A 17,814-nucleotide genomic window follows, 5' to 3' on the forward strand; every position below is an offset into this window, starting at 1 on the left:
TTAATAGAATTCATATAATATGATATTCATCATGAATGCCACAATCTAAACTACACTTATATAGTTAAACAACACTATTAAAGAAAGCACTAGGATAAATATTGATAGAGATTATAGTCGTTTTGTTGGTTGCTGTTATGGGTGTGATTGCCTATAAAGTCTACCATCGCCAACGAGCACAAGCTTCCTCCCCTGTCGCCCTTGAAGACGCTGATCAATTACCATTGCTATTATTACAACCTAAGATCAGCTGGTGTAAATATCTAGAAAATGTAGATGATTTAGGCACACGTTTAGCAGCGCAGTACCAGATGTGCCGTCAACTCGGAAAACTAAGCTTTGACGTCTTGCGGCAAAAATTTGCGGTAGGAGAATTAACCTTTGAGCGCTATGAAAAGACACTTTTTGAAACCAATAGTGTCTTGGCAGATAATCTATCGAAAATAGTCCCTTTATTAGAAGCACTTGATAGTGTTGCTAGCCAAAACACACCAAAGAAACAAGATTACATCCAGCGGACTGAAGGTCTATTAACACTTAATCAAACGCTTTTAGACAAGTTGAATGAACTGGTAACGAATTTATCAGATATTAAAAATCTGACAGGTCCAGATCAAAAAACAATCGATTTCTTGCTCGATAATATTAAATCAATGACTGAACGTGCCAAACTTTATTAGGATACATCATGGAAAATACAGATGAATCACAAAAGCTACAATTGGTTTCAACCCAAGAGGTGAAGCAGGATCTGTTGCTTAAAGAACATGTTGCTCCAACCGAACAGCAACAAATTGCACTCACGGCAGATGAGTTTGTGAATGCTTTATTAGCCAATGATTTAAGCCAAATTGAAAGTCAGCAATTATCAATTACCAAAGTTGAAAATATTGGTACCGATCTTCAGCGTCAATCAGCGCAGCAGATGAATATGCTCAAGCAACCCATTTCCACTTTGTCACGCCGTGCCGAAGATGGGGGCGAAGTTGCCAATGCATTGATTGATTTAAAAATGACGGTTGAATCACTAGATCCTGAAAAAGTGAATTTTTCACCGGGTTGGTTTTCACGTCTTTTAGGCTACATTCCTGGTGTGGGCTCATCCATTAAACGATATATAACCAAATTTGAAAGTGCGCAAACGGTGATTGATGCGATTGTACACTCACTGGAGGCAGGCCGAGATCAATTATTACGCGATAATATTACCTTAGGTGAAGATCAGAAAGAATTTTGGAAAACCAGCGATCAACTAGAAAAAACGCTGGTATTTGCTAATTCAGTCGATCAAAAATTAGATGCCAAAAGTAATGCTTTGAAAAGTTCTGATCCCAGCCAAGGCAAGATTATTGATGAATATATGTTATTCCCTGTGAGACAACGCGTTATCGATTTGCAGCAGCAGCTTGCGGTAACACAACAATCCATTGTGGCAACAGAATTAATAATTCGCAATAACAAAGAACTGGTGCGCGGGGTTAATCGTGCGCTGAATGTCACTATCACCGCTTTACGGAACGCAACCACCATTGCGTTGGCGCTGGCAAATCAAGAAAAAGTCTTGCAAAAGGTTGAGAAGATTAATGAAACAACCGCTAAATTAATTGCTGATAGTGCCAAGCGTTTAAAAACCCAAGGCACCCAAATTCATAAAGGTGCCGCTTCCGCACAAATCGATGTGAACGCTCTAAAATCTGCTCTAAATGATTTGAAAAGTGCGATTGATGATATTAGCACCTTCCGTCAGAAAGCCTTGCCTGAAATGGCCAATGTCATTAAAGATCTTGACCATTTAATTCAGGAAACCGCTGAACCTTTAAAACGGATTGAGCGGCAAGAGCGCAAAGACTAACCGCTCTTGTGTTCTTTGATAACGTTATGTCGATTTTGTTCGGCGGTGCTTAACTAATTCAGCAACACCTTCTTGAGTCGCAGCTGCTGCAGCGGTTAGTTTTCTTAACTCACCTTGCGTTGCTCTTTGATTTTCAGTAAATGCATTCAAAAGCGTTAAGTTGTTTTGTGAATTGGTTTGTTGGTTTATGGCCGCTTGAGCAGCGGTCATATTAAGCTTTGTCATAACAGTTGTGAGGTTTTGTTTTATTTCTTTCAGCTGACTTTTAGGACTGGGACCAAACCCTGCGTCAGCATGAAAATGTCCTAAGAAGTTTTCAGCACTGACAGATACTCGCCCTAGCCCGATACCCACTCCTCGGCGTCGATAAGCAATAAGTACACCCGTGCCAATGAGAGCAGCAGATATGCTCAGTAAGGGATGTGTTTGCATAAAAAGCCAGGATGCGCTGGTGACGGTTTCAATACCTGGAACGATGCCACCTTGAAAGGTATGAGTGATAGGTTGCAACCAGCTATTAAGTGTACTTTCAGCCGCGTCGTACCAAGGAATAGTGCCCCATGCCATAGAATAACTCCTTCTCTAAATTCCTGAGGCTTTTTAACACATCTCATAAAGAAAAATAATAGGACACCCAAAAAAAGTTCGAATAAAAATGGGGCCATCCCTTTTTAGATTAGAGTATAGTGAGCAATCAAAATTAAAATTGAGATAGGTGAGATAGGACACCCAAAAAAATCTATTTGGATGTCCTATTTAACCAAAAATAGGACAAAAGAATTGGGTGTCCTATTTTTAAGATTAAGCAATACAGCTTTGGCAGATCCCAAAAATTTCAATCGATTTTCTAGAAAAGCAAAAAGAATGTTCTTTGAGAATAGTATCAATGGATTGCTTTAAGGCAGGCGTTGCGATTTCTTCTGAGCGATGACATTTCTCACAAAGCAATAGTTGGGCATGATGCTCATGCTCTGGCATATTGCATGCTGCATAAGCTTGGCAGCTATGCAAGCGATGAACTAACTGATGTTCTTCCAGGAAACTCAAAATTCGATAAACTGTCATTGCCTCTGTTTTAGGATTATGTTCGCGCATTAAACGCAGCAATTCATAGGCCGTTAATGGGATGGCTTGCTCATAAAGGATCTCTAGCAACATTTTGCGCAAAGGAGTGAGTTTGACGCTTTGTTTTCGACAAATCGCTTCAGCAATCTCTATTCGTTGTTGGATATTTAGCTGCACATTAAACTCCAGCAATACGACGCTTAAAGTAATGGATGGATAATAAACCGATAGTTCCAGCCGCCATGCTAATAATAATCATCGGGCTGGCAGGTGCATCAAAGCATTGTGATAATAAAATGCCAGAAGTATAAGCAAATAAGCATAATCCATACCCGCGCCATAATTTATTGGATACAGAAGATAAGTGGGCGGTTGCTAAAGCCGGCATAATTAAAGTAGCGAATACCAAATAAATCCCAACCAGTTGCACGGTGGCAGTAATACAAATAGCAAAGATGAGATAAAAATGCTGACGATTGAACCACAATAAAATGCTAGCAAAAAGGTAAAATAAGAGTGTGATGCTAAGTTGATAAGGGGTTACCCATAAGATCTGTCCCATCAAAATTTCTCGAAGATGTTCTCCTGCATGCGCGCTACCCGATAAAATCCATAAACCGATACTGGCGGTAATCACAAAGCTACAACCTATCCAAGCTTCCAGATGATGGCTTTGATATTTCTCTAGTAATTGGAAAATGAAAGCCATGATAAGAGCACTGATAAGAGCAATGGCTTGTATGGCATAGATCTGCGTATTCAGTTCAAGCGCATAGGCAATGATCACGCCAAGCCCTGCTGCCTGTGCTATTGCTAGATCAAGAAATATCACACCCTGTTGTAATACTCGTTGCCCCAATGGCACATGCGTTAACATCACAAGACAACCTGCCAACCAGGCAGGCAGCCATAAAGTTAAATTATCCATGATCATGCGCTGTTGCCATCGATAATTGTGCTAAGGTGACATCAAACAAGGCTTTCAGATCGGAAGCATCTTTAGAGCCACCGACGGTAAAAGGCAAAACAATAACAGGAATATTGGTTTTTTGGCTCAACCATTTCGCTGCATTTTGTGATTCATAAGGCGAGCAAATGATAGCCTTTATCTTTTGATCCTGGATTTGAGCGTAAAGATTGCTAAGATGTGAAGCTGAGGGTGGGATCCCAGGTTTTGGCTCTAAAGTTGACACTTGCTTTAAACCTAACCAGTCATTTAAATAGATCCAACTGTGATGATAAACCACAATAGGCATCGCTTGTAATTGTTTTGCTTGTTGCTGCCAACTAATCAGCGCTTTTTCCCAATCTTGTTTAAAATGTTGATAGTTTGCCTCATAGGCATTGGCATGCTTAGGATCGAGCTGGGAAAGTCTTGCACTGAGTGCTTTAGCAATCGGTAGATAATTGCGAGGATCCAGTTGAATATGGGGGTTACCACTGGCATGGACATCACCGTGGATACGATCTAATGAGGTAGGTACGTCAAGCAATTTTACATAATCAGCCGCCATGAAATAACCAGGCTGTCCACTGAGAATTTTAGGATTATTGGCTTTTGCTTGTATCATCGGCAACCAACCACTCTCTAGTTCTGCGCCGGTACAAACGATTAAATCCGCGCGGCGAGCCTGAGCCGTTAAGCTTGGACGCGCCTCGATTTGATGAGGATCTTGTAATGCGGTGGTCGCTTGCGTCACGCTTACATGTGGCGCGCCTAGCGTGTTAACTAAGGCTGCCCATTCTGGTTCACAAGCAAATACTTTTAAGTTTGCAAAAACGGGCAATGAAAACCCTAGTGCACATAAAAATAAGGTTATTTTTTTAAAAATCATGTGCACCATGCGCTCCTAAATTAACGATAAATTGCAACATATATTGTTTGTTAAGCGTAGGAAGTGAATGGTCGAGATTATGCTGGAAACGAATTCGACTAAATTCGCTTGGGCTAAAATCGATCATGGCCGTTGTTTGATGCGGTTGATATCCATTAGGCAATAAGAATGTTTCGGTGAGAACTTCTTCATCGTTACCTTGGTTGCTGCTCCATAATCTGTCGTAACGAAGCCCTGCTCGCCAACGTGGCATAAATTTGTAAATAGCTTGCATATAATAGCCATTTTGATTGCTGATGAGTGTGCTGGCTTCATCGGCATCCAGAGCAACTAATCCTTTTTCTTTTCGGTGATAGATTTCACCTTGTAAGGTTAATTGACGTGCATAAGGATTGCCATTGGGAGCCCATTTCCAGATAACATCCATGCCGATAGTATTACTTTTTCCTGAGAAGGCAAAATCACCATGTTCGTGACCATGCTCGTGGTGATGATCGTGATAATGTCCACCTTGTAGCAAAGCTTCTCTTTCACTGGGGGCGGTATGAAGGAAAGAAATTCCCCATAACCAACTACTATTTTGCCCAAAGTCATCGCCGATATGGGTATAAAGACTGCAAGATCCTAAATGGTTACCTGAACCTGCAGCAGGAAAATTTTGACCAGGGAACGCTTCTGCTCCTAGTTCCCAATAGACAGGCGTAGGCGCAAGCCAACGTAATTGCACACCATCATCATAGTATTGATTATTATAAAAGGCTCTATAAATAAGGGGAGGATCAACAAAATCCCATTGATGTTTATGATGATGATTTAAATAACCAAAGCCTGAATAAAAACGTCCAGCGGTGGCAGCAAACCCATAAGGAAGAGTTTGAGTGCGAATATAGGCTTCTTCGAGATCAATTTCGACATCACCATCATGTTGATGTAAAGCAATGGTCGCATTGCCATAAAAATAGGGATCGATGCTTGATTGAATGTTAAGTTCAGCTTCATTAATGGCAAACCCGGGTGGGGTGATCGTTGCTTCATTGCCACGTTGAAAACCGGGTAAATAATAATCATCCGGATCAAAGCTTGACCAAGTAAAACCGCCGTTTAATACCAATGAGAGTTGGGGATTAAAAGAATGGGAATGGTTAACTTGAGTTGATTCCTGCGCTAGCAGCAAAGTAGGTAGACTAAGCAAAATAAATTTAAGCAACTGACCGCGCACGTAATTTGACCCTCAATGGTTATTATTATCGGGTTGGTATGTTACAACATAACAATTTGAAAGGAAACGGGATGCCATTGGCATCCCATTGTTTATTTAAAAAAGGCAGAGCGTTGACCTGAGAGTTTACGAATATCCCTTAAGAGTTCATCTTCATCAGAATCCTCATCAAAAGTAGCCATGCCTCTATCTTCACCGCCTTCGGACGAGCAATCACTCCATGACTTATTCTCATCATCAAAACTGCTATCAAAAAAATCACTGCTTTCTGATTCTGAATGCGATGCAGAAGAAGTTGCGACGGGCGTCGATGTTGATTTTGGTACCTCGGGCAGCATAGCGCATTGCAATTTCATTGCACTAAAACGAAGGAGTAAATCTTTAGAAACATCATTTTGTTCTGTTTGTGGTGAATCAAGTAATTCAAGTGTTGGTGATTGGCCAGTCATCGCACTACCGAAAATAGACTTTAAGATTTCATTTGAATAGGTCTCAGGAATGACTTTGGGTAGCGCCGGAGATAACAATGGTTCTTGTTGTTCAGGTAAAGGTTCAACAACAATGTCAAAAGTATGCTGAGTGCCATCAATATCAACATGATACTCTTCAATATCACTATCCAGTTCAAGACGACCGGCAAAATAAAGATTGGCTGGACGTTGTTGATAGGTCGTTGAACCCATAATGCAACCATATGCTTTATGATAATCTGCAGATTGTTGAGCGACAGAGCTTGCATCTTCTTGAGGGAATCCTCGCTTTTGTAACCAAAGTGCAATTTTTTCCAAATCTTGTCTGCTAAAATGAATCGGCTTATGCGGATTCATATTTTGGATGATAACATCAGGGCGTGCATCATATCCGGGTCCATTGAGTCTCACAGCGATTAAAATTTCGTTATTAACCGCTTTAAAGATTTCTGACCAGAACCCTATTTTACTGGGAGGCAGTCTACTCATAATATTGTTAGTTTCGGCTAAAAAGCCAACGCTAGCAAAAGCTTGTAAACTTTGTGGTGCATTCCAGCGGTTTTCAAAAGAACAGGGGATATCATAATAATCACGCATAGCAGGAGAGATGGCATCTGCTTTGCTTTCTATGGCATCCCAAAATCTATCGGTTGTTTTTTCAATGCCAGCATTCAGCTCATTATAAATATTGGCGATAAAAGAACTCAGAAATATTTCTTGATCAGCTGCGGTTAATCTTGTAAAAACCGTATTGAATTTCTTGTTAGTCACTGCTTGCACTGCCATATCATGGACAACACGTGCTGCGATGTTTTTAAGGGGTGAAGTAAAAATACCAAGTTGTTTATTGGGGTATACGGGTTCACCGTTAGCACGAATAAAAACGCTAGGCTGATCGAAACTTGCGAATTCATCCCCCGATAGCATGAAATAACCACCACTGCCTGCATACACATTTGTTAAAAATCGATCTCTGAAGGCGATACCAAAACGATTAATGGTATCATTGTAATGATCAGGGTCATGTAATTCAGCGATAATTTGTTGCACATAGAAATGAATAAAGGTTGATTTGATAACCTCTAAAGCCGCTTCGGACAGTGGGGCATAATTAGCAGTCTCTTTTTCTTGTATGAACGCTTGATAAGAATCATACAATGATTGGTTGTCACGCAATCTTTCAAAAGCAAGTTGACGACAAACGGTCATTGCACAACTGTAATGATCATGATTTCCAGTAAAGTTCACAACACCATGTTGCGCCATCGTCTGTTTATAATAATCTTCCTGATTATAATTACCTCTTAAGCCACCATGCCATTCGCGTTCAGCATAATAGGAACTGCCGGTGATATGGGTGGCGCCAGCATTTTTTACTTTGCTTACAAATTCTTGAGGTGTCATATTTGAGAATAAGGCCTCTTCAAGAATAATAACAGGCCCAGGATTCTCTTGTTCTGCAACGCCTTGGCGGATGAGATCATAAACAGCAGAACGTAGTTGTTGAGGGATTTTTCCTACACAATCAATGCGAGCAGCACTAAATCCCCACTGCTTCACGTAGAGATCAATAAATGGGCGCCAATAAACATTAATAATCTGAGGAATTTGCTGTAGAGCGAGTTCTTGTTCCGCAACAGGATAAGGTGCACCTCGTAGTGTGCCTAGCAATTTGCTATAAGAAAATGCGGTAGTGTCAGGATATGTTTTATCATCAAAGTTAAATAATTCTTTATTTTGTTCAATGAAGGGTGCATCAACAGCAAGATGATTAAGCACCACATCAAACATGGGTGTAATACCCAATTGTTTAGCACGTGTTGTAAAAGCCTTCATCGCGCGGCTATCTAACAGCCTGATCCAGGTTTGTTGTTGAGCCATTACGTGATTATAATTTTCTTCGAGCGAATGTTTTTTAGTCTCTAATGTGGTGAGTTGTGAGCTAAGAGAGGTAATTGTTTTTGCCACTTCGCTTGAATTTTTTCTTTTATTAGAGCTGGTATTGCGAGCAACTTCTTGTTCTTTCTGCGAGATGTTTATTTTAAGCCTTCTTAGCTTGAGTCGTAAGTCTTTACATTGTTCAATAATTTTAGGATCGTAATTACCCAACTTTCTAATTTGTTTTCGCGTAGGAGTCATGTCTCCTTCTTCGTCACGCGCAACGACACTAAATCGTGGATCAATTAAAGTCGCATCAGCCATGGCATAGAGGCTGCCTTTTAGTTGTTGGCTTTGGCCTGTCAACATGTCCGTTTTATTGAGTACGAATTCACCAGAGAGATGAACAGGATTAATCCAGACTGCATTAATACGATATTGATGAAGGCGAGATAAATATTTTGTCATTTCGTCGATATTTTTGAAATGAGCAGGAAACATGTTATAGCAACGCAGATTGCCATTGCCAGCAGAAGGAGCATTTAACATAATGGTTTTTCTAACTAACTAAAAGAGTGAGGTAAATTATTTTAACACATTAGACAACAGACAAAACTTTTTCAGATAAGCGGTTTGTGTTTAACCAAAAAAAAGGCGTTTACAAGTAGAAGAGGAAGGCTTTGAACGACTTTCATCAACAGAGCTGTCGCTGTCAGGATCTTCGCTGCTTTCTAAATCATCGCTATTAAGCTTTTCGTCATCAGTTGAATAAGGGCTACACTCAATAGAAGGAGGCGCTGTTTGCATCAGTGTCATGTGCTTTGGCATATCAGCTTGCTCTATCCATGAAAGGGCGTGTTTGACCAAAAGATCATTTACGTAGGAAGAGCTAGGGAATTTTTTGCATAGCTTTTGGTGAAGAAATGCGGTTACTAGATTTCGCTTGGTAGGGGAACTGGTTTTTGTTGGCGAGTATCGTGGATCAAAAACATAGTTATATAACGCATGATTAATATCGATTTCACCTAAACACAATTTATTAAATGCGAGCAAAACATTTCTGAAAGAGACGTTTTGAATGAAAGTGTTGTCTGTATTAGTAACGATTGGATAATATTTTGCTAATAACTGTTCGAATGTATGAGAAGATAAGGAAACAGCTTTGATAATGATAAATTGACGCAGAGGACGCATATCAGGATGACTACTTGGCGCAGCGGCAACAAAATCTTCAAAATGAGGAAGGAGATGTTTTTCAAAATAGCTTTTCAGAACCGATTTTTGTGTATCAACGAGAGCATTTTGTCCGGCTTGAAAATAAGGCAATATAGGAGCCCCTACCTCAGGTGCTTCATCATAATTTAAGGCACTACTTGCAGGGCCGCTATACATCATTAATATCCAAAGCTAAAACGATAACCAACTATTATAGAGAAGATGCGCTCTTGAATCAAAAAGATATCAATTTAAGAGCATAATTTACTTTAGGTGAATATCAACGAGAATAATGTTAGTTGATGGCCTCACGCTAGAGATTAAAATTACGTGTATACTTTCCTATGAATAACTGATTGCGATGGAACTTACACATCAGATATTAAATAATCTTGATCAATTCATAACAGGATGATTTCAGTAATATATCATTTTTCATTTGCGAGAAATGCACAGCTTAAATTTGCCGTGTTCAAGAGCAATTTATTTTATTATGCACATGTAAAAATAGATTGAAAAATTGCAACCATTGGCTTCAAAAATATTTTGCTCAACTATAGATAAATTAGCAATGAAATCCGCTTATAGGTCTATGATAAAAGAGTAAGATGCAGGAGCAAATAATTTAATGAATATATTAAATTCAGAAGAAATCTATCATGTCAGTGGTGGAGACGCCGCACTTGTTTTAGCATTAGCAGGGACTGCTGTTTTAATCATGGCAATAGAAACTTATTTTCTCACTCATACTCGCTTAACTTTTGAAGCTATCGATCTTTCCTCTTTGTCTTCAGAAGAAGCATATGAATTAGGCATAACGCATGCCTTATATTATTGCAATTATCATTGCTTCTAACTTGAATTTTTAATTGCAGGACATCCAAAAATTCAAGTTGATATCTGTACTCTTTGTGTTTATATTACACATATTGCAGTACAGGATGTTGATGTATGACAACCGCTCGCTCCCATCAAATCGATTTAAGCGCTACGCCTTATTATCATTGCATGACCCGCTGCGTGCGCCGTGCTTACTTATGCGGTCATAATAAGGAGACAGGAAAAGATTATTCCTATCGTAAAGATTGGATAGTCTCACGAATTAAATATTTAGCTGATATTTTTGCTATTCATATCTGTGCTTATGCCGTCATGAGTAATCATTATCATCTCGTCTTATTTGTTAATGACACATTGGCTTCGCAATGGAGCGAAGAAGAAGTGCAGTCACGCTGGGGCCAGATTTTTCCTCAAGATGCAAAATCATTAAGCAGCTATTCAAAGAAGGAAGCAGCTTATAAAGTCTCTTTATGGCGGCATCGTTTAATGGATATTAGTTGGTTTATGCGTTGTCTAAATGAAAAAATTGCAAGAGCATCAAATAAGGAAGATGAAACCAAAGGTCGCTTTTGGGAAGGACGCTTTAAATCCCAAGCATTATTAGATGAAGGAGCAGTTTTAAGTGCCATGGCTTATGTCGATTTAAATCCTATTCGTGCTAAAACAGCTGAAGCATTAGAAACTTCTGATTTTACTTCCATTCAAGAACGTTTGCGGATGTTGGCTAAACAATTAAAGCAAAAGAAAGCTATTAATAAAACACAACAACCAAAGCACTTAATGCCATTAAAAACACCTCACCAACATCGAATGCCAAAGATTGATTTTGCATTAAAGGATTATCTAGATTTAGTTGATTCAACAGGACGTGTAATACGTGAAGGAAAAAGAGGTGTGATCCCTCAAAAAGTATTACCGATATTATCTCGTTTAAATTTGAATTCTAAAGAGTGGGTTAACATGGTTGAACATTTACAAAATCGCTTTTCTTATGCCATTGGACATAGTGCTATATTACTTGAGTTCAATTGTGAGAGACGACATCATGGACCCAAGGGCATCAGCACGGCAAGAAATAGTTATTGTATTGCATAACACTCTACAAGACTGGGCTGCCGTTAGGTACTTGCTTTGAAGGATGTAACAAGATAGTACCATTTTCTTTCGATACGCAAGCAAGCACCAGCACTTCAGAAGTAATGCCAGCGATATTTTTGGGCATAAAATTCATGACAGCAATAATTTGACATCCAATAAGATCATCTGGTGAGTAATGTTCTGTAATCTGTGCAGAACTTGTCTTTATTCCTAAATCTCCGAAATCAATTTCTAATACATAAGCAGGTTTGCGAGCCTTATGGTTCATGATTGCAGTAATGATAGTACCTGCGTGCATTCTTACTTTTGTAAAATCATTAAAATCAATAATATTTGAATGATGACTCATGACTTCTCCTGAGATGAAAGGGGGAAATAAAAATATGGATGTCCTATGATTGAATAGGTAATTTAGTCTGATGTCAAGATTTGACTACTTCCCTCTAAGTAGGATGATTTGCTATGATTGACGCCAGTAAAAAAACTGGATTGGAGTAGCAAATGAGTTCACTTTTAGAAGAATTACAATCATTTACCATGGCAGTGTTTGATAATCCTCAAATGATAACAGATGAGGCGGTACGTGAGAGTGGTAAAGAAGTTTTAGGTGAAATCAAGGCGAAGGGTTTTGTTGTCAGAAAACATCTATTAGACAAACAAGCGCGTAATGTTTTTGTGACCATACAAGCTTCTGCGGAACGAAAAGCAGTGGATGATGTGGCAAAAGCAACTGGTACGACAACAGCCGAAGCTACCCAAACGAGTTCTTCTAGTTCAAGCGTTCCAAGTTCAAGTACCGCGATTGCTGAAGATAAGGTTATACGTAAGGCTTATGTTGAGTTACAAACCGTATCAGAAAAAGTCATTGTTGATAGATTAAATGCGGTAAAAGATCTGGGACGTATTGCCAAATCCATTTGGATTATCCATACGCCAATGATTGCCACGCCTTGCGTTACGGATGGCACCCCGACCCCGAAACTGGTTGCCGAAGAAATTATAAAAGATGATGCACGCCGCAATTTAACTTTATCCCGAGCTGCGATTATCCGCGATTATTTGGCTGCAGGTGGTGTTTTAATAACGGCTTATGATGGTGCTCAACGTGAAGAGAAATTAGCGGAAGATGGTACGGTTGTTTCGTCAGGTCGAACCAAAGTACAAATTGAAATCTTTGAAAAATTAAAAGAACAATTCCCAACACAAATCATCGATTTTCCAATGGATCTTAAGACTCGACAAGCTAAACTCGGGCTTAATGCCGCGGTATATCCTGATGAGATGATAGGTGCAACTTATTTAATTGAAGATACCTACGGTCAACGTTTTGAAATGACCAATCAAGGTGTGCAAGCAATTCAACCACGTGATGATGCGCAGTGGGGTGTTTGGATGCAAAATCGTTCGCATCCCGTTCTTGAAGTGAGCAAGAGAATGGCAAAGGTTTGTGGTTTCTTACAAAATGCAGGGCTCAATCAAGTGCTTGCAGAACATGCATTAAAACATAATATAAATCAGGACGATTTTGCACCATTACTCAATCGATATTTCAGTCTGGAAATTGATGCTGAAAAAGGAATAGGTTGCGGAATACAATAATATGAAGCATGAAATTGTGCTTACACAATGTAAACTCGTTGCTGCATCGTTGGAAGATTACCCAACGATGCAAAATATGGGACGATTTTATGTTTATGATATGAGCGAATACATTCATGATGACGGATGGAGCATGCCCGATAACGGGCTTTATGAGTGTATTGATTTTAAGAAATACTGGCAGACTGAGCACGCCTGGCCATACTTCATACGATACAACAATGAATTGGCAGGCTTTGTTATTATTGATAAAAAAGGATTTCATGCGACAACCGACTTTAATATGGCACAGTTTTATATTCTGCGTCGGTTTAAGGGATTGGGGCTCGGCAAATATATTGCTCATTTTTGTTTTGAACAATATAAGGGTAATTGGGAAGTGATGGTGATCCCAAGTAATATTGGGGCTTATCAATTTTGGCAAAAATGTATTCAGCAATATACCGATGATTACAAAGAATCACATCAGGTAGTATCACACCTACAAAATAGTGAAAAAATCATTTTTAGGTTTTCTTCCAAGCCATAAAAGAGGAACTTGAATGTACATAACTCATCAAGCAGATTCATCCATTCTTTGTAAAAGTGATGAACTTACCCTCTTGGATGTTGTTAGCCTTAATCAAGAGTCTTTCTCAAGCAGAGCCTCGATTGAAATTCACTGTAATACCATTCGTCCTAATGCTATTAACGCATTTCACCAATTTCTCCAGACAATCAATTGTAAAGAACTAGAGGTATATATTGGGAGAACATCCTATGAAACTGCAAAAGCTATTTTTGATGTTGCAAAATTAAACGTTCATCCCTCAAAAATGAAATTAGATTTGGGCGAACAGTTTCTTGTATTTTTCTCAAAGGATGCCTTATCAAAAAAGGAGATAAATGATATTTATGATCATTTAATCTCAGGGGTTTACAAGGACCAACATACATTAGTCATTGATTATCGCTCGATGCAGTATTTGCAAGCAGTGACATTAGTAACTGCCCTCTGGCATGCATCACTAAACGCACTTTTTATTGATTGTGATATTCTGGATAATGAGACAAAGCAATATTTGAGCAGTCATCTTTCATCATTTGCATCGGTCATGAAAATTCATTTGAATGTTCATGATCAACCAATATCTCGCTCTAGAGGAACATCAGCACCAGCAGAATTGTTTTATCTCGATAATCAGGCTTTACCTTTACTATTCCCAACTAGCACCTCTGCACCAACCTTGGCGCCTGTAAGAAGGAATATCAATAATCCGCTGCCGCTTTTAACGAGTGCCTCTGCACCAACCTTGGCACCCAGACGGCTTTATGAATCACCATCAGAAACGATGATCACCATTCATGCCGCTGAAGCAGTAGGGGTGAATTGTGATGAGCATCACCGTATTTCTCTTGAGATCACAGAATCTGAGTGTGAATGTGGACCGCTGAAATGTCTCAAGAGTGCATTAACGTGGGCATTTTCTGGAATGTTGTTTTGTCCGCCAGCAGCAGAATTTATCGCGGATGCAGATGAAACACCCAGAGCGCATTTTAAAAATACCTAATGATTAGACAAGCGCTTGAATAGCGAATAAATCGATTTCATTGAAGGTGACGATTTTCTTTGCCATTGAAAAATCTTGGTGCATTGTATAGCGATTGGGTATTGCAATCACGTTCATGCCAGCACGATCTGCAGCGACGACACCTGCATGACTATCTTCAAAAACAAGACAAAGTTTCGGAGGAACGTTTAAAGCTTGTGCACAACGCTGATAGATATAAGGCTTAGGTTTATTAACACCTTCTGGGTCATGAATATGGCGAAGATCATCACTGCCCGAAATAATATGATCAAGTTCTTTGGGATTTATATCAAGTTGTCTAAGGTTCTCTAAAATCTCTTTTTGAGAAGCAGAAGAAGCAATGGCAACTTTAAGATTCAACTCCTGCTTTTTAGAGATGGCTAATTTTAAAAATGCGACTGCATCAGGTAAAGCAACAACGCCTTGTTTTTGCAGCTGATGGTAAATATGTTGTTTGTTGTTAATAATTTTCTTTTGATCAAAAGCAGTTTGTTTTTGTAAACGAATGGCTTTGGCAATATAAGCTGAATCAAATCCTACTAAAGGAAGGTAATCCGCTTCTTGAAAATCAATAGCGATATGATTAAGCGCTTGTTGCCATGCTTGAAATTTTAATTGCTCGGTATCGACTAAAACACCATCACAATCAAAGATGAGAGCCTGATAGGCGGCATTGGCGGTTAAACTCACCGCCAATAACGCAATACCAAGCAGGTTGAAAAATCTCGTTAACATTTAATGTCAAAATGTCTATAGCTCGACGAATGAATCAAATCAAGTTCATCCAGGGCAAAAATGGGTGATGCAATAGGTAGTTTAGGTGGTGTTGCATTCATAACCATTAAGCCTTCAACATTGGAAACTTTCATGGTTTGAACTTGTTCAATGCCCATCAAATCCATCATTGCATAAACTAAAATTAAATTCGTCAATTGATTCTTCGCAAGAGAAAGGGTAGGAAGATGATTAAGTTGTACGATATCGTGATCGGTTTTATCAGTAAGCAATTCAATTGCTAAACGAAGATCCGATTTCGTATAGTGGTCAGCATTAGATTCAATACCTGCTAAATGGCACAAAGGGCTAATAACCATATTGTGCACTGTACCAACAGCAAAAATAGGTGTTTCTTGCTTAATTTGATTGCTAATGATCTCAGTGCTGGTGATATCAAATTGCAAATGTGCTTTGGCTAATTCAATAGCGGCATCGACATTTGCTGCGTTCAATGGATTGGGAGAGGCGCTACCATCTTCTGCACCTTTGATGTGAGTTGTGACCAAAGCTTGAAATGTTTGTGAAGCCATTTCGCCTTCCATAATATGGAAGGTATCAGAACTATCTTTAAAGGTTAGCTGCATGCTACCGCCACCAATATCCCAAACGATCGGTAAGGTATCATTGTTTGGTATTTTGCTAAGAGCGCTATAATAAGCGAGTTTGCCTTCTTCTTCTTGTGAAATAATATTAATAGGCATTTCTAATTTATCGCTAAAATTTTCAGCGACAAATGTACCATTATCGGCTGCACGAAAAGCAGCGGTAGCAACTGCAAAGTGCTGTATTTCTCCATATCCTGACAGATTTTGTCCGACATAATCTTGTTCAATTTGTAGGTGCGCTTGCGTTAGTGCTTGCAATCCCATTTCTTGAATTAAATCTGAAAATTGATTGTTGCTAGATTGATGTAAATCTTCTCGATAAGGCACATTAAAGGAACCTTGGCTAAAAATTTGCTCAATGGTCATGTTGCCAACATTGATAAGGGCTCCCATATATTTTGTCGCGCCTGAACCTATATCATAGGCAGCGCACGCAACTATACTATTAGAGGTCTCCTGAGTTGAGGGAAGTGTTGGTATAAATGTTGAAAAAGTGGGAGATAAGAATTGTGAAGCATCCATTGCAAATGTTTCGGGATTTGAAGCAAGCATATCCATTTTACTTTCCTTAAAGAGTCGTGAGCTTGTGCTAGGGCAGAGTAACAAATTAAAGAAATCTATTCAACTAGTAAAATAATTACCTGTAAATACCCCCATTTATTGTTTTTTTCATGTGAGATCTATGAAATGGTTAATCAAAATATTTATCGAAATCAGTTTTTAATCTCATGGCTTAATATCACAATGAAAATGAATATTTTCTTGTTGTTCGAATGCAGATAAAGTTAAGTCGCACTTCCTTGGTAATTTCAGTGTAATTGTCATTATTGCTTTTAATTAACAGATGAATACTCTCAGTGAAAACCTTCACACGTTAATACAATTTGTATTCATAAAATGTGACAGATATTTTTTAAGAAGTTGTAAATAAAAAAACTAGTTTTTAAAAAGGTGAGTGCAAAATGATTCACACGTAACAGAACGTGTATTTAAGCAAATTGAATTAGTCATTAAGCATAACGCTGAATAACATAGAGCGCTTGAAATATTTCGTAGTGTCAATGATTCCAATTCAATTTAATTGCGTATAAACTTGCCGCCATCTTTAAAATATAAAAAGTGGGGGGATAATGGACATTCAATATATGGATAATTGCACGACAGCGTTACCTGATGATTGTTGGACTGAATGCAGTCAATGTCAGCAACGTTTCCTTGTTAAATATTGGGATGAAGAACTGGATTGGTATATTGAAGTCAATCTTTCAAAAGAATGTAGTGGTTGCCAACAACGTAAAGAAGATTAATCTTATTGCAGTGTAGCTGCACATCTAGAAAATACGAGCTCTAGGCGTCGCATATTTTAACTTCCAGAAATAAACTTCTTCAGAAGAAATATCGCGATAGAAGCAATATATTTTAAATCCCCCCGGTCGATAGTAAGCGCTTTCTGTTCCACAAATGCCGCCTATTGCATCAGGACTGTAAGGACATGCACACTTACCGCGATAACCTCGGATGCTCATTTGGATCATTAATTCACGTACTTCATCATTGGTTAATTGTGTAGGATAGTTTGGTTCACCAAGATAATTTTGACTATGTGAGATGATGGGAGCAAGCGTTAACAGCACCCCTGACAAGATAGCAGAAATACAAATACGACCTCTCATACCAATACCCACATCATTCGGTGAAAGCTAATAAACTGTTATCGGCAGCTTGGTTTAAACCTATCACTTATAGATGTGTATATACCTATTTAGTCATTTTTGTGATGAAGTCGAGAT

19 protein-coding genes are annotated in these 17,814 nt (G+C 38.9%); 8 read left to right on the forward strand and 11 right to left on the reverse strand.

Features of this window, described 5'->3' with window-relative positions:
• The first annotated feature begins 101 nt into the window (after positions 1-101).
• Both HT99x_RS00790 and HT99x_RS00795 read left to right on the forward strand, forming a co-directional pair.
• Complete coding sequence (locus tag HT99x_RS00790) at positions 102-680, forward strand: hypothetical protein (protein ID WP_139016652.1); 579 nt, start codon at positions 102-104, stop codon at positions 678-680.
• 8 nt (positions 681-688) lie between these two features.
• Positions 689-1,852 carry a toxic anion resistance protein gene (locus tag HT99x_RS00795; protein WP_075067518.1) on the forward strand — a complete coding sequence of 388 codons (1,164 nt, stop codon included), beginning with the start codon at positions 689-691 and terminating at the stop codon, positions 1,850-1,852.
• A gap of 24 nt (positions 1,853-1,876) precedes the next feature.
• Here HT99x_RS00795 and HT99x_RS00800 read toward each other — a convergent pair whose 3' ends face one another.
• From HT99x_RS00800 to HT99x_RS00830, 7 genes are all read right to left on the reverse strand, one after another.
• Positions 1,877-2,419 (reverse strand): hypothetical protein, encoded by a 543-nt coding sequence (locus tag HT99x_RS00800; protein WP_075067517.1) that lies wholly within the window; start codon positions 2,417-2,419, stop codon positions 1,877-1,879.
• Between the two features lie 234 nt (positions 2,420-2,653).
• Positions 2,654-3,094 (reverse strand): transcriptional repressor, encoded by a 441-nt coding sequence (locus HT99x_RS00805; protein ID WP_075067516.1) that lies wholly within the window; start codon positions 3,092-3,094, stop codon positions 2,654-2,656.
• Position 3,095: 1 nt separating this feature from the next.
• The gene (locus tag HT99x_RS00810) at positions 3,096-3,845 is read right to left on the reverse strand and encodes a metal ABC transporter permease (protein WP_158003423.1); all 750 of its coding nucleotides are present in this window, start codon (positions 3,843-3,845) and stop codon (positions 3,096-3,098) included.
• Positions 3,838-4,752 (reverse strand): metal ABC transporter solute-binding protein, Zn/Mn family, encoded by a 915-nt coding sequence (locus tag HT99x_RS00815; RefSeq protein ID WP_075067514.1) that lies wholly within the window; start codon positions 4,750-4,752, stop codon positions 3,838-3,840. Before HT99x_RS00815 ends, HT99x_RS00810 begins: the two co-directional genes overlap by 8 nt.
• Complete coding sequence (locus HT99x_RS00820; protein WP_075067513.1) at positions 4,742-5,971, reverse strand: hypothetical protein; 1,230 nt, start codon at positions 5,969-5,971, stop codon at positions 4,742-4,744. Before HT99x_RS00820 ends, HT99x_RS00815 begins: the two co-directional genes overlap by 11 nt.
• Before the next feature lie 92 nt (positions 5,972-6,063).
• Positions 6,064-8,868: an alpha-amylase family protein gene (locus tag HT99x_RS00825; RefSeq protein ID WP_075067512.1), complete on the reverse strand. Its 2,805-nt coding sequence runs from the start codon at positions 8,866-8,868 to the stop codon at positions 6,064-6,066.
• 90 nt (positions 8,869-8,958) lie between these two features.
• Entirely contained in the window at positions 8,959-9,714 is a 756-nt protein-coding gene (locus tag HT99x_RS00830) for a hypothetical protein (protein ID WP_139016651.1), read from the reverse strand.
• A gap of 448 nt (positions 9,715-10,162) precedes the next feature.
• Here HT99x_RS00830 and HT99x_RS00835 point away from each other — a divergent pair, with 448 nt between their 5' ends.
• Complete coding sequence (locus tag HT99x_RS00835) at positions 10,163-10,390, forward strand: hypothetical protein (RefSeq protein ID WP_075067510.1); 228 nt, start codon at positions 10,163-10,165, stop codon at positions 10,388-10,390.
• A 95-nt stretch (positions 10,391-10,485) separates the two neighbouring features.
• Positions 10,486-11,469: a transposase gene (locus HT99x_RS00840; protein WP_259565054.1), complete on the forward strand. Its 984-nt coding sequence runs from the start codon at positions 10,486-10,488 to the stop codon at positions 11,467-11,469.
• A 4-nt stretch (positions 11,470-11,473) separates the two neighbouring features.
• Here the strand turns inward: HT99x_RS00840 and HT99x_RS00845 are convergent, their stop codons facing one another.
• Positions 11,474-11,821, reverse strand: a complete 348-nt coding sequence (locus tag HT99x_RS00845) for a tRNA-binding protein (protein ID WP_075067788.1) — start codon at positions 11,819-11,821, stop codon at positions 11,474-11,476.
• Positions 11,822-11,973: 152 nt separating this feature from the next.
• On the opposite strand from HT99x_RS00845, the gene HT99x_RS00850 reads away from it, so the two are divergent.
• Genes HT99x_RS00850 through HT99x_RS00860 form a run of 3 tightly spaced genes read left to right on the forward strand, consistent with a single transcriptional unit; the run spans position 11,974 to position 14,621 of the window.
• Entirely contained in the window at positions 11,974-13,071 is a 1,098-nt protein-coding gene (locus HT99x_RS00850) for a hypothetical protein (RefSeq protein ID WP_075067787.1), read from the forward strand.
• Position 13,072: 1 nt separating this feature from the next.
• The gene (locus HT99x_RS00855) at positions 13,073-13,600 is read left to right on the forward strand and encodes a GNAT family N-acetyltransferase (protein WP_075067786.1); all 528 of its coding nucleotides are present in this window, start codon (positions 13,073-13,075) and stop codon (positions 13,598-13,600) included.
• Between the two features lie 13 nt (positions 13,601-13,613).
• Complete coding sequence (locus HT99x_RS00860) at positions 13,614-14,621, forward strand: hypothetical protein (protein WP_075067785.1); 1,008 nt, start codon at positions 13,614-13,616, stop codon at positions 14,619-14,621.
• A 3-nt stretch (positions 14,622-14,624) separates the two neighbouring features.
• Here HT99x_RS00860 and HT99x_RS00865 read toward each other — a convergent pair whose 3' ends face one another.
• Positions 14,625-15,377 (reverse strand): HAD family hydrolase, encoded by a 753-nt coding sequence (locus HT99x_RS00865; RefSeq protein ID WP_259565059.1) that lies wholly within the window; start codon positions 15,375-15,377, stop codon positions 14,625-14,627.
• Positions 15,371-16,582, reverse strand: a complete 1,212-nt coding sequence (locus tag HT99x_RS00870) for a Ppx/GppA phosphatase family protein (protein WP_075066613.1) — start codon at positions 16,580-16,582, stop codon at positions 15,371-15,373. Before HT99x_RS00870 ends, HT99x_RS00865 begins: the two co-directional genes overlap by 7 nt.
• Positions 16,583-17,154: 572 nt before the next feature.
• Here HT99x_RS00870 and HT99x_RS00875 point away from each other — a divergent pair.
• The gene (locus HT99x_RS00875) at positions 17,155-17,331 is read left to right on the forward strand and encodes a hypothetical protein (RefSeq protein ID WP_158003392.1); all 177 of its coding nucleotides are present in this window, start codon (positions 17,155-17,157) and stop codon (positions 17,329-17,331) included.
• Between the two features lie 24 nt (positions 17,332-17,355).
• Here the strand turns inward: HT99x_RS00875 and HT99x_RS00880 are convergent, their stop codons facing one another.
• Positions 17,356-17,697, reverse strand: a complete 342-nt coding sequence (locus HT99x_RS00880) for a hypothetical protein (RefSeq protein ID WP_083482902.1) — start codon at positions 17,695-17,697, stop codon at positions 17,356-17,358.
• Positions 17,698-17,814: the final 117 nt, after the last annotated feature.

Origin of the sequence: Candidatus Berkiella aquae (assembly GCF_001431295.2) — a bacterium.
Lineage (GTDB): Bacteria > Pseudomonadota > Gammaproteobacteria > Berkiellales > Berkiellaceae > Berkiella > Berkiella aquae.

Excerpts from the sequence above, each read along its gene's own strand:
- HT99x_RS00835 (WP_075067510.1), top strand. The coding sequence starts at position 10,163 with ATGAATATATTAAATTCAGAAGAAATCTATCATGTCAGTGGTGGAGAC.
- HT99x_RS00825 (WP_075067512.1), bottom strand. The coding sequence starts at position 8,868 with ATGTTAAATGCTCCTTCTGCTGGCAATGGCAATCTGCGTTGCTATAAC.
- HT99x_RS00870 (WP_075066613.1), bottom strand. The coding sequence starts at position 16,582 with ATGGATATGCTTGCTTCAAATCCCGAAACATTTGCAATGGATGCTTCA.
- HT99x_RS00795 (WP_075067518.1), top strand. The coding sequence starts at position 689 with ATGGAAAATACAGATGAATCACAAAAGCTACAATTGGTTTCAACCCAA.
- HT99x_RS00840 (WP_259565054.1), top strand. The coding sequence starts at position 10,486 with ATGACAACCGCTCGCTCCCATCAAATCGATTTAAGCGCTACGCCTTAT.
- HT99x_RS00810 (WP_158003423.1), bottom strand. The coding sequence starts at position 3,845 with ATGGATAATTTAACTTTATGGCTGCCTGCCTGGTTGGCAGGTTGTCTT.
- HT99x_RS00815 (WP_075067514.1), bottom strand. The coding sequence starts at position 4,752 with ATGATTTTTAAAAAAATAACCTTATTTTTATGTGCACTAGGGTTTTCA.
- HT99x_RS00850 (WP_075067787.1), top strand. The coding sequence starts at position 11,974 with ATGAGTTCACTTTTAGAAGAATTACAATCATTTACCATGGCAGTGTTT.
- HT99x_RS00875 (WP_158003392.1), top strand. The coding sequence starts at position 17,155 with ATGGACATTCAATATATGGATAATTGCACGACAGCGTTACCTGATGAT.
- HT99x_RS00880 (WP_083482902.1), bottom strand. The coding sequence starts at position 17,697 with ATGAGAGGTCGTATTTGTATTTCTGCTATCTTGTCAGGGGTGCTGTTA.
- HT99x_RS00855 (WP_075067786.1), top strand. The coding sequence starts at position 13,073 with ATGAAGCATGAAATTGTGCTTACACAATGTAAACTCGTTGCTGCATCG.
- HT99x_RS00865 (WP_259565059.1), bottom strand. The coding sequence starts at position 15,377 with ATGTTAACGAGATTTTTCAACCTGCTTGGTATTGCGTTATTGGCGGTG.
- HT99x_RS00800 (WP_075067517.1), bottom strand. The coding sequence starts at position 2,419 with ATGGCATGGGGCACTATTCCTTGGTACGACGCGGCTGAAAGTACACTT.
- HT99x_RS00845 (WP_075067788.1), bottom strand. The coding sequence starts at position 11,821 with ATGAGTCATCATTCAAATATTATTGATTTTAATGATTTTACAAAAGTA.
- HT99x_RS00860 (WP_075067785.1), top strand. The coding sequence starts at position 13,614 with ATGTACATAACTCATCAAGCAGATTCATCCATTCTTTGTAAAAGTGAT.
- HT99x_RS00830 (WP_139016651.1), bottom strand. The coding sequence starts at position 9,714 with ATGATGTATAGCGGCCCTGCAAGTAGTGCCTTAAATTATGATGAAGCA.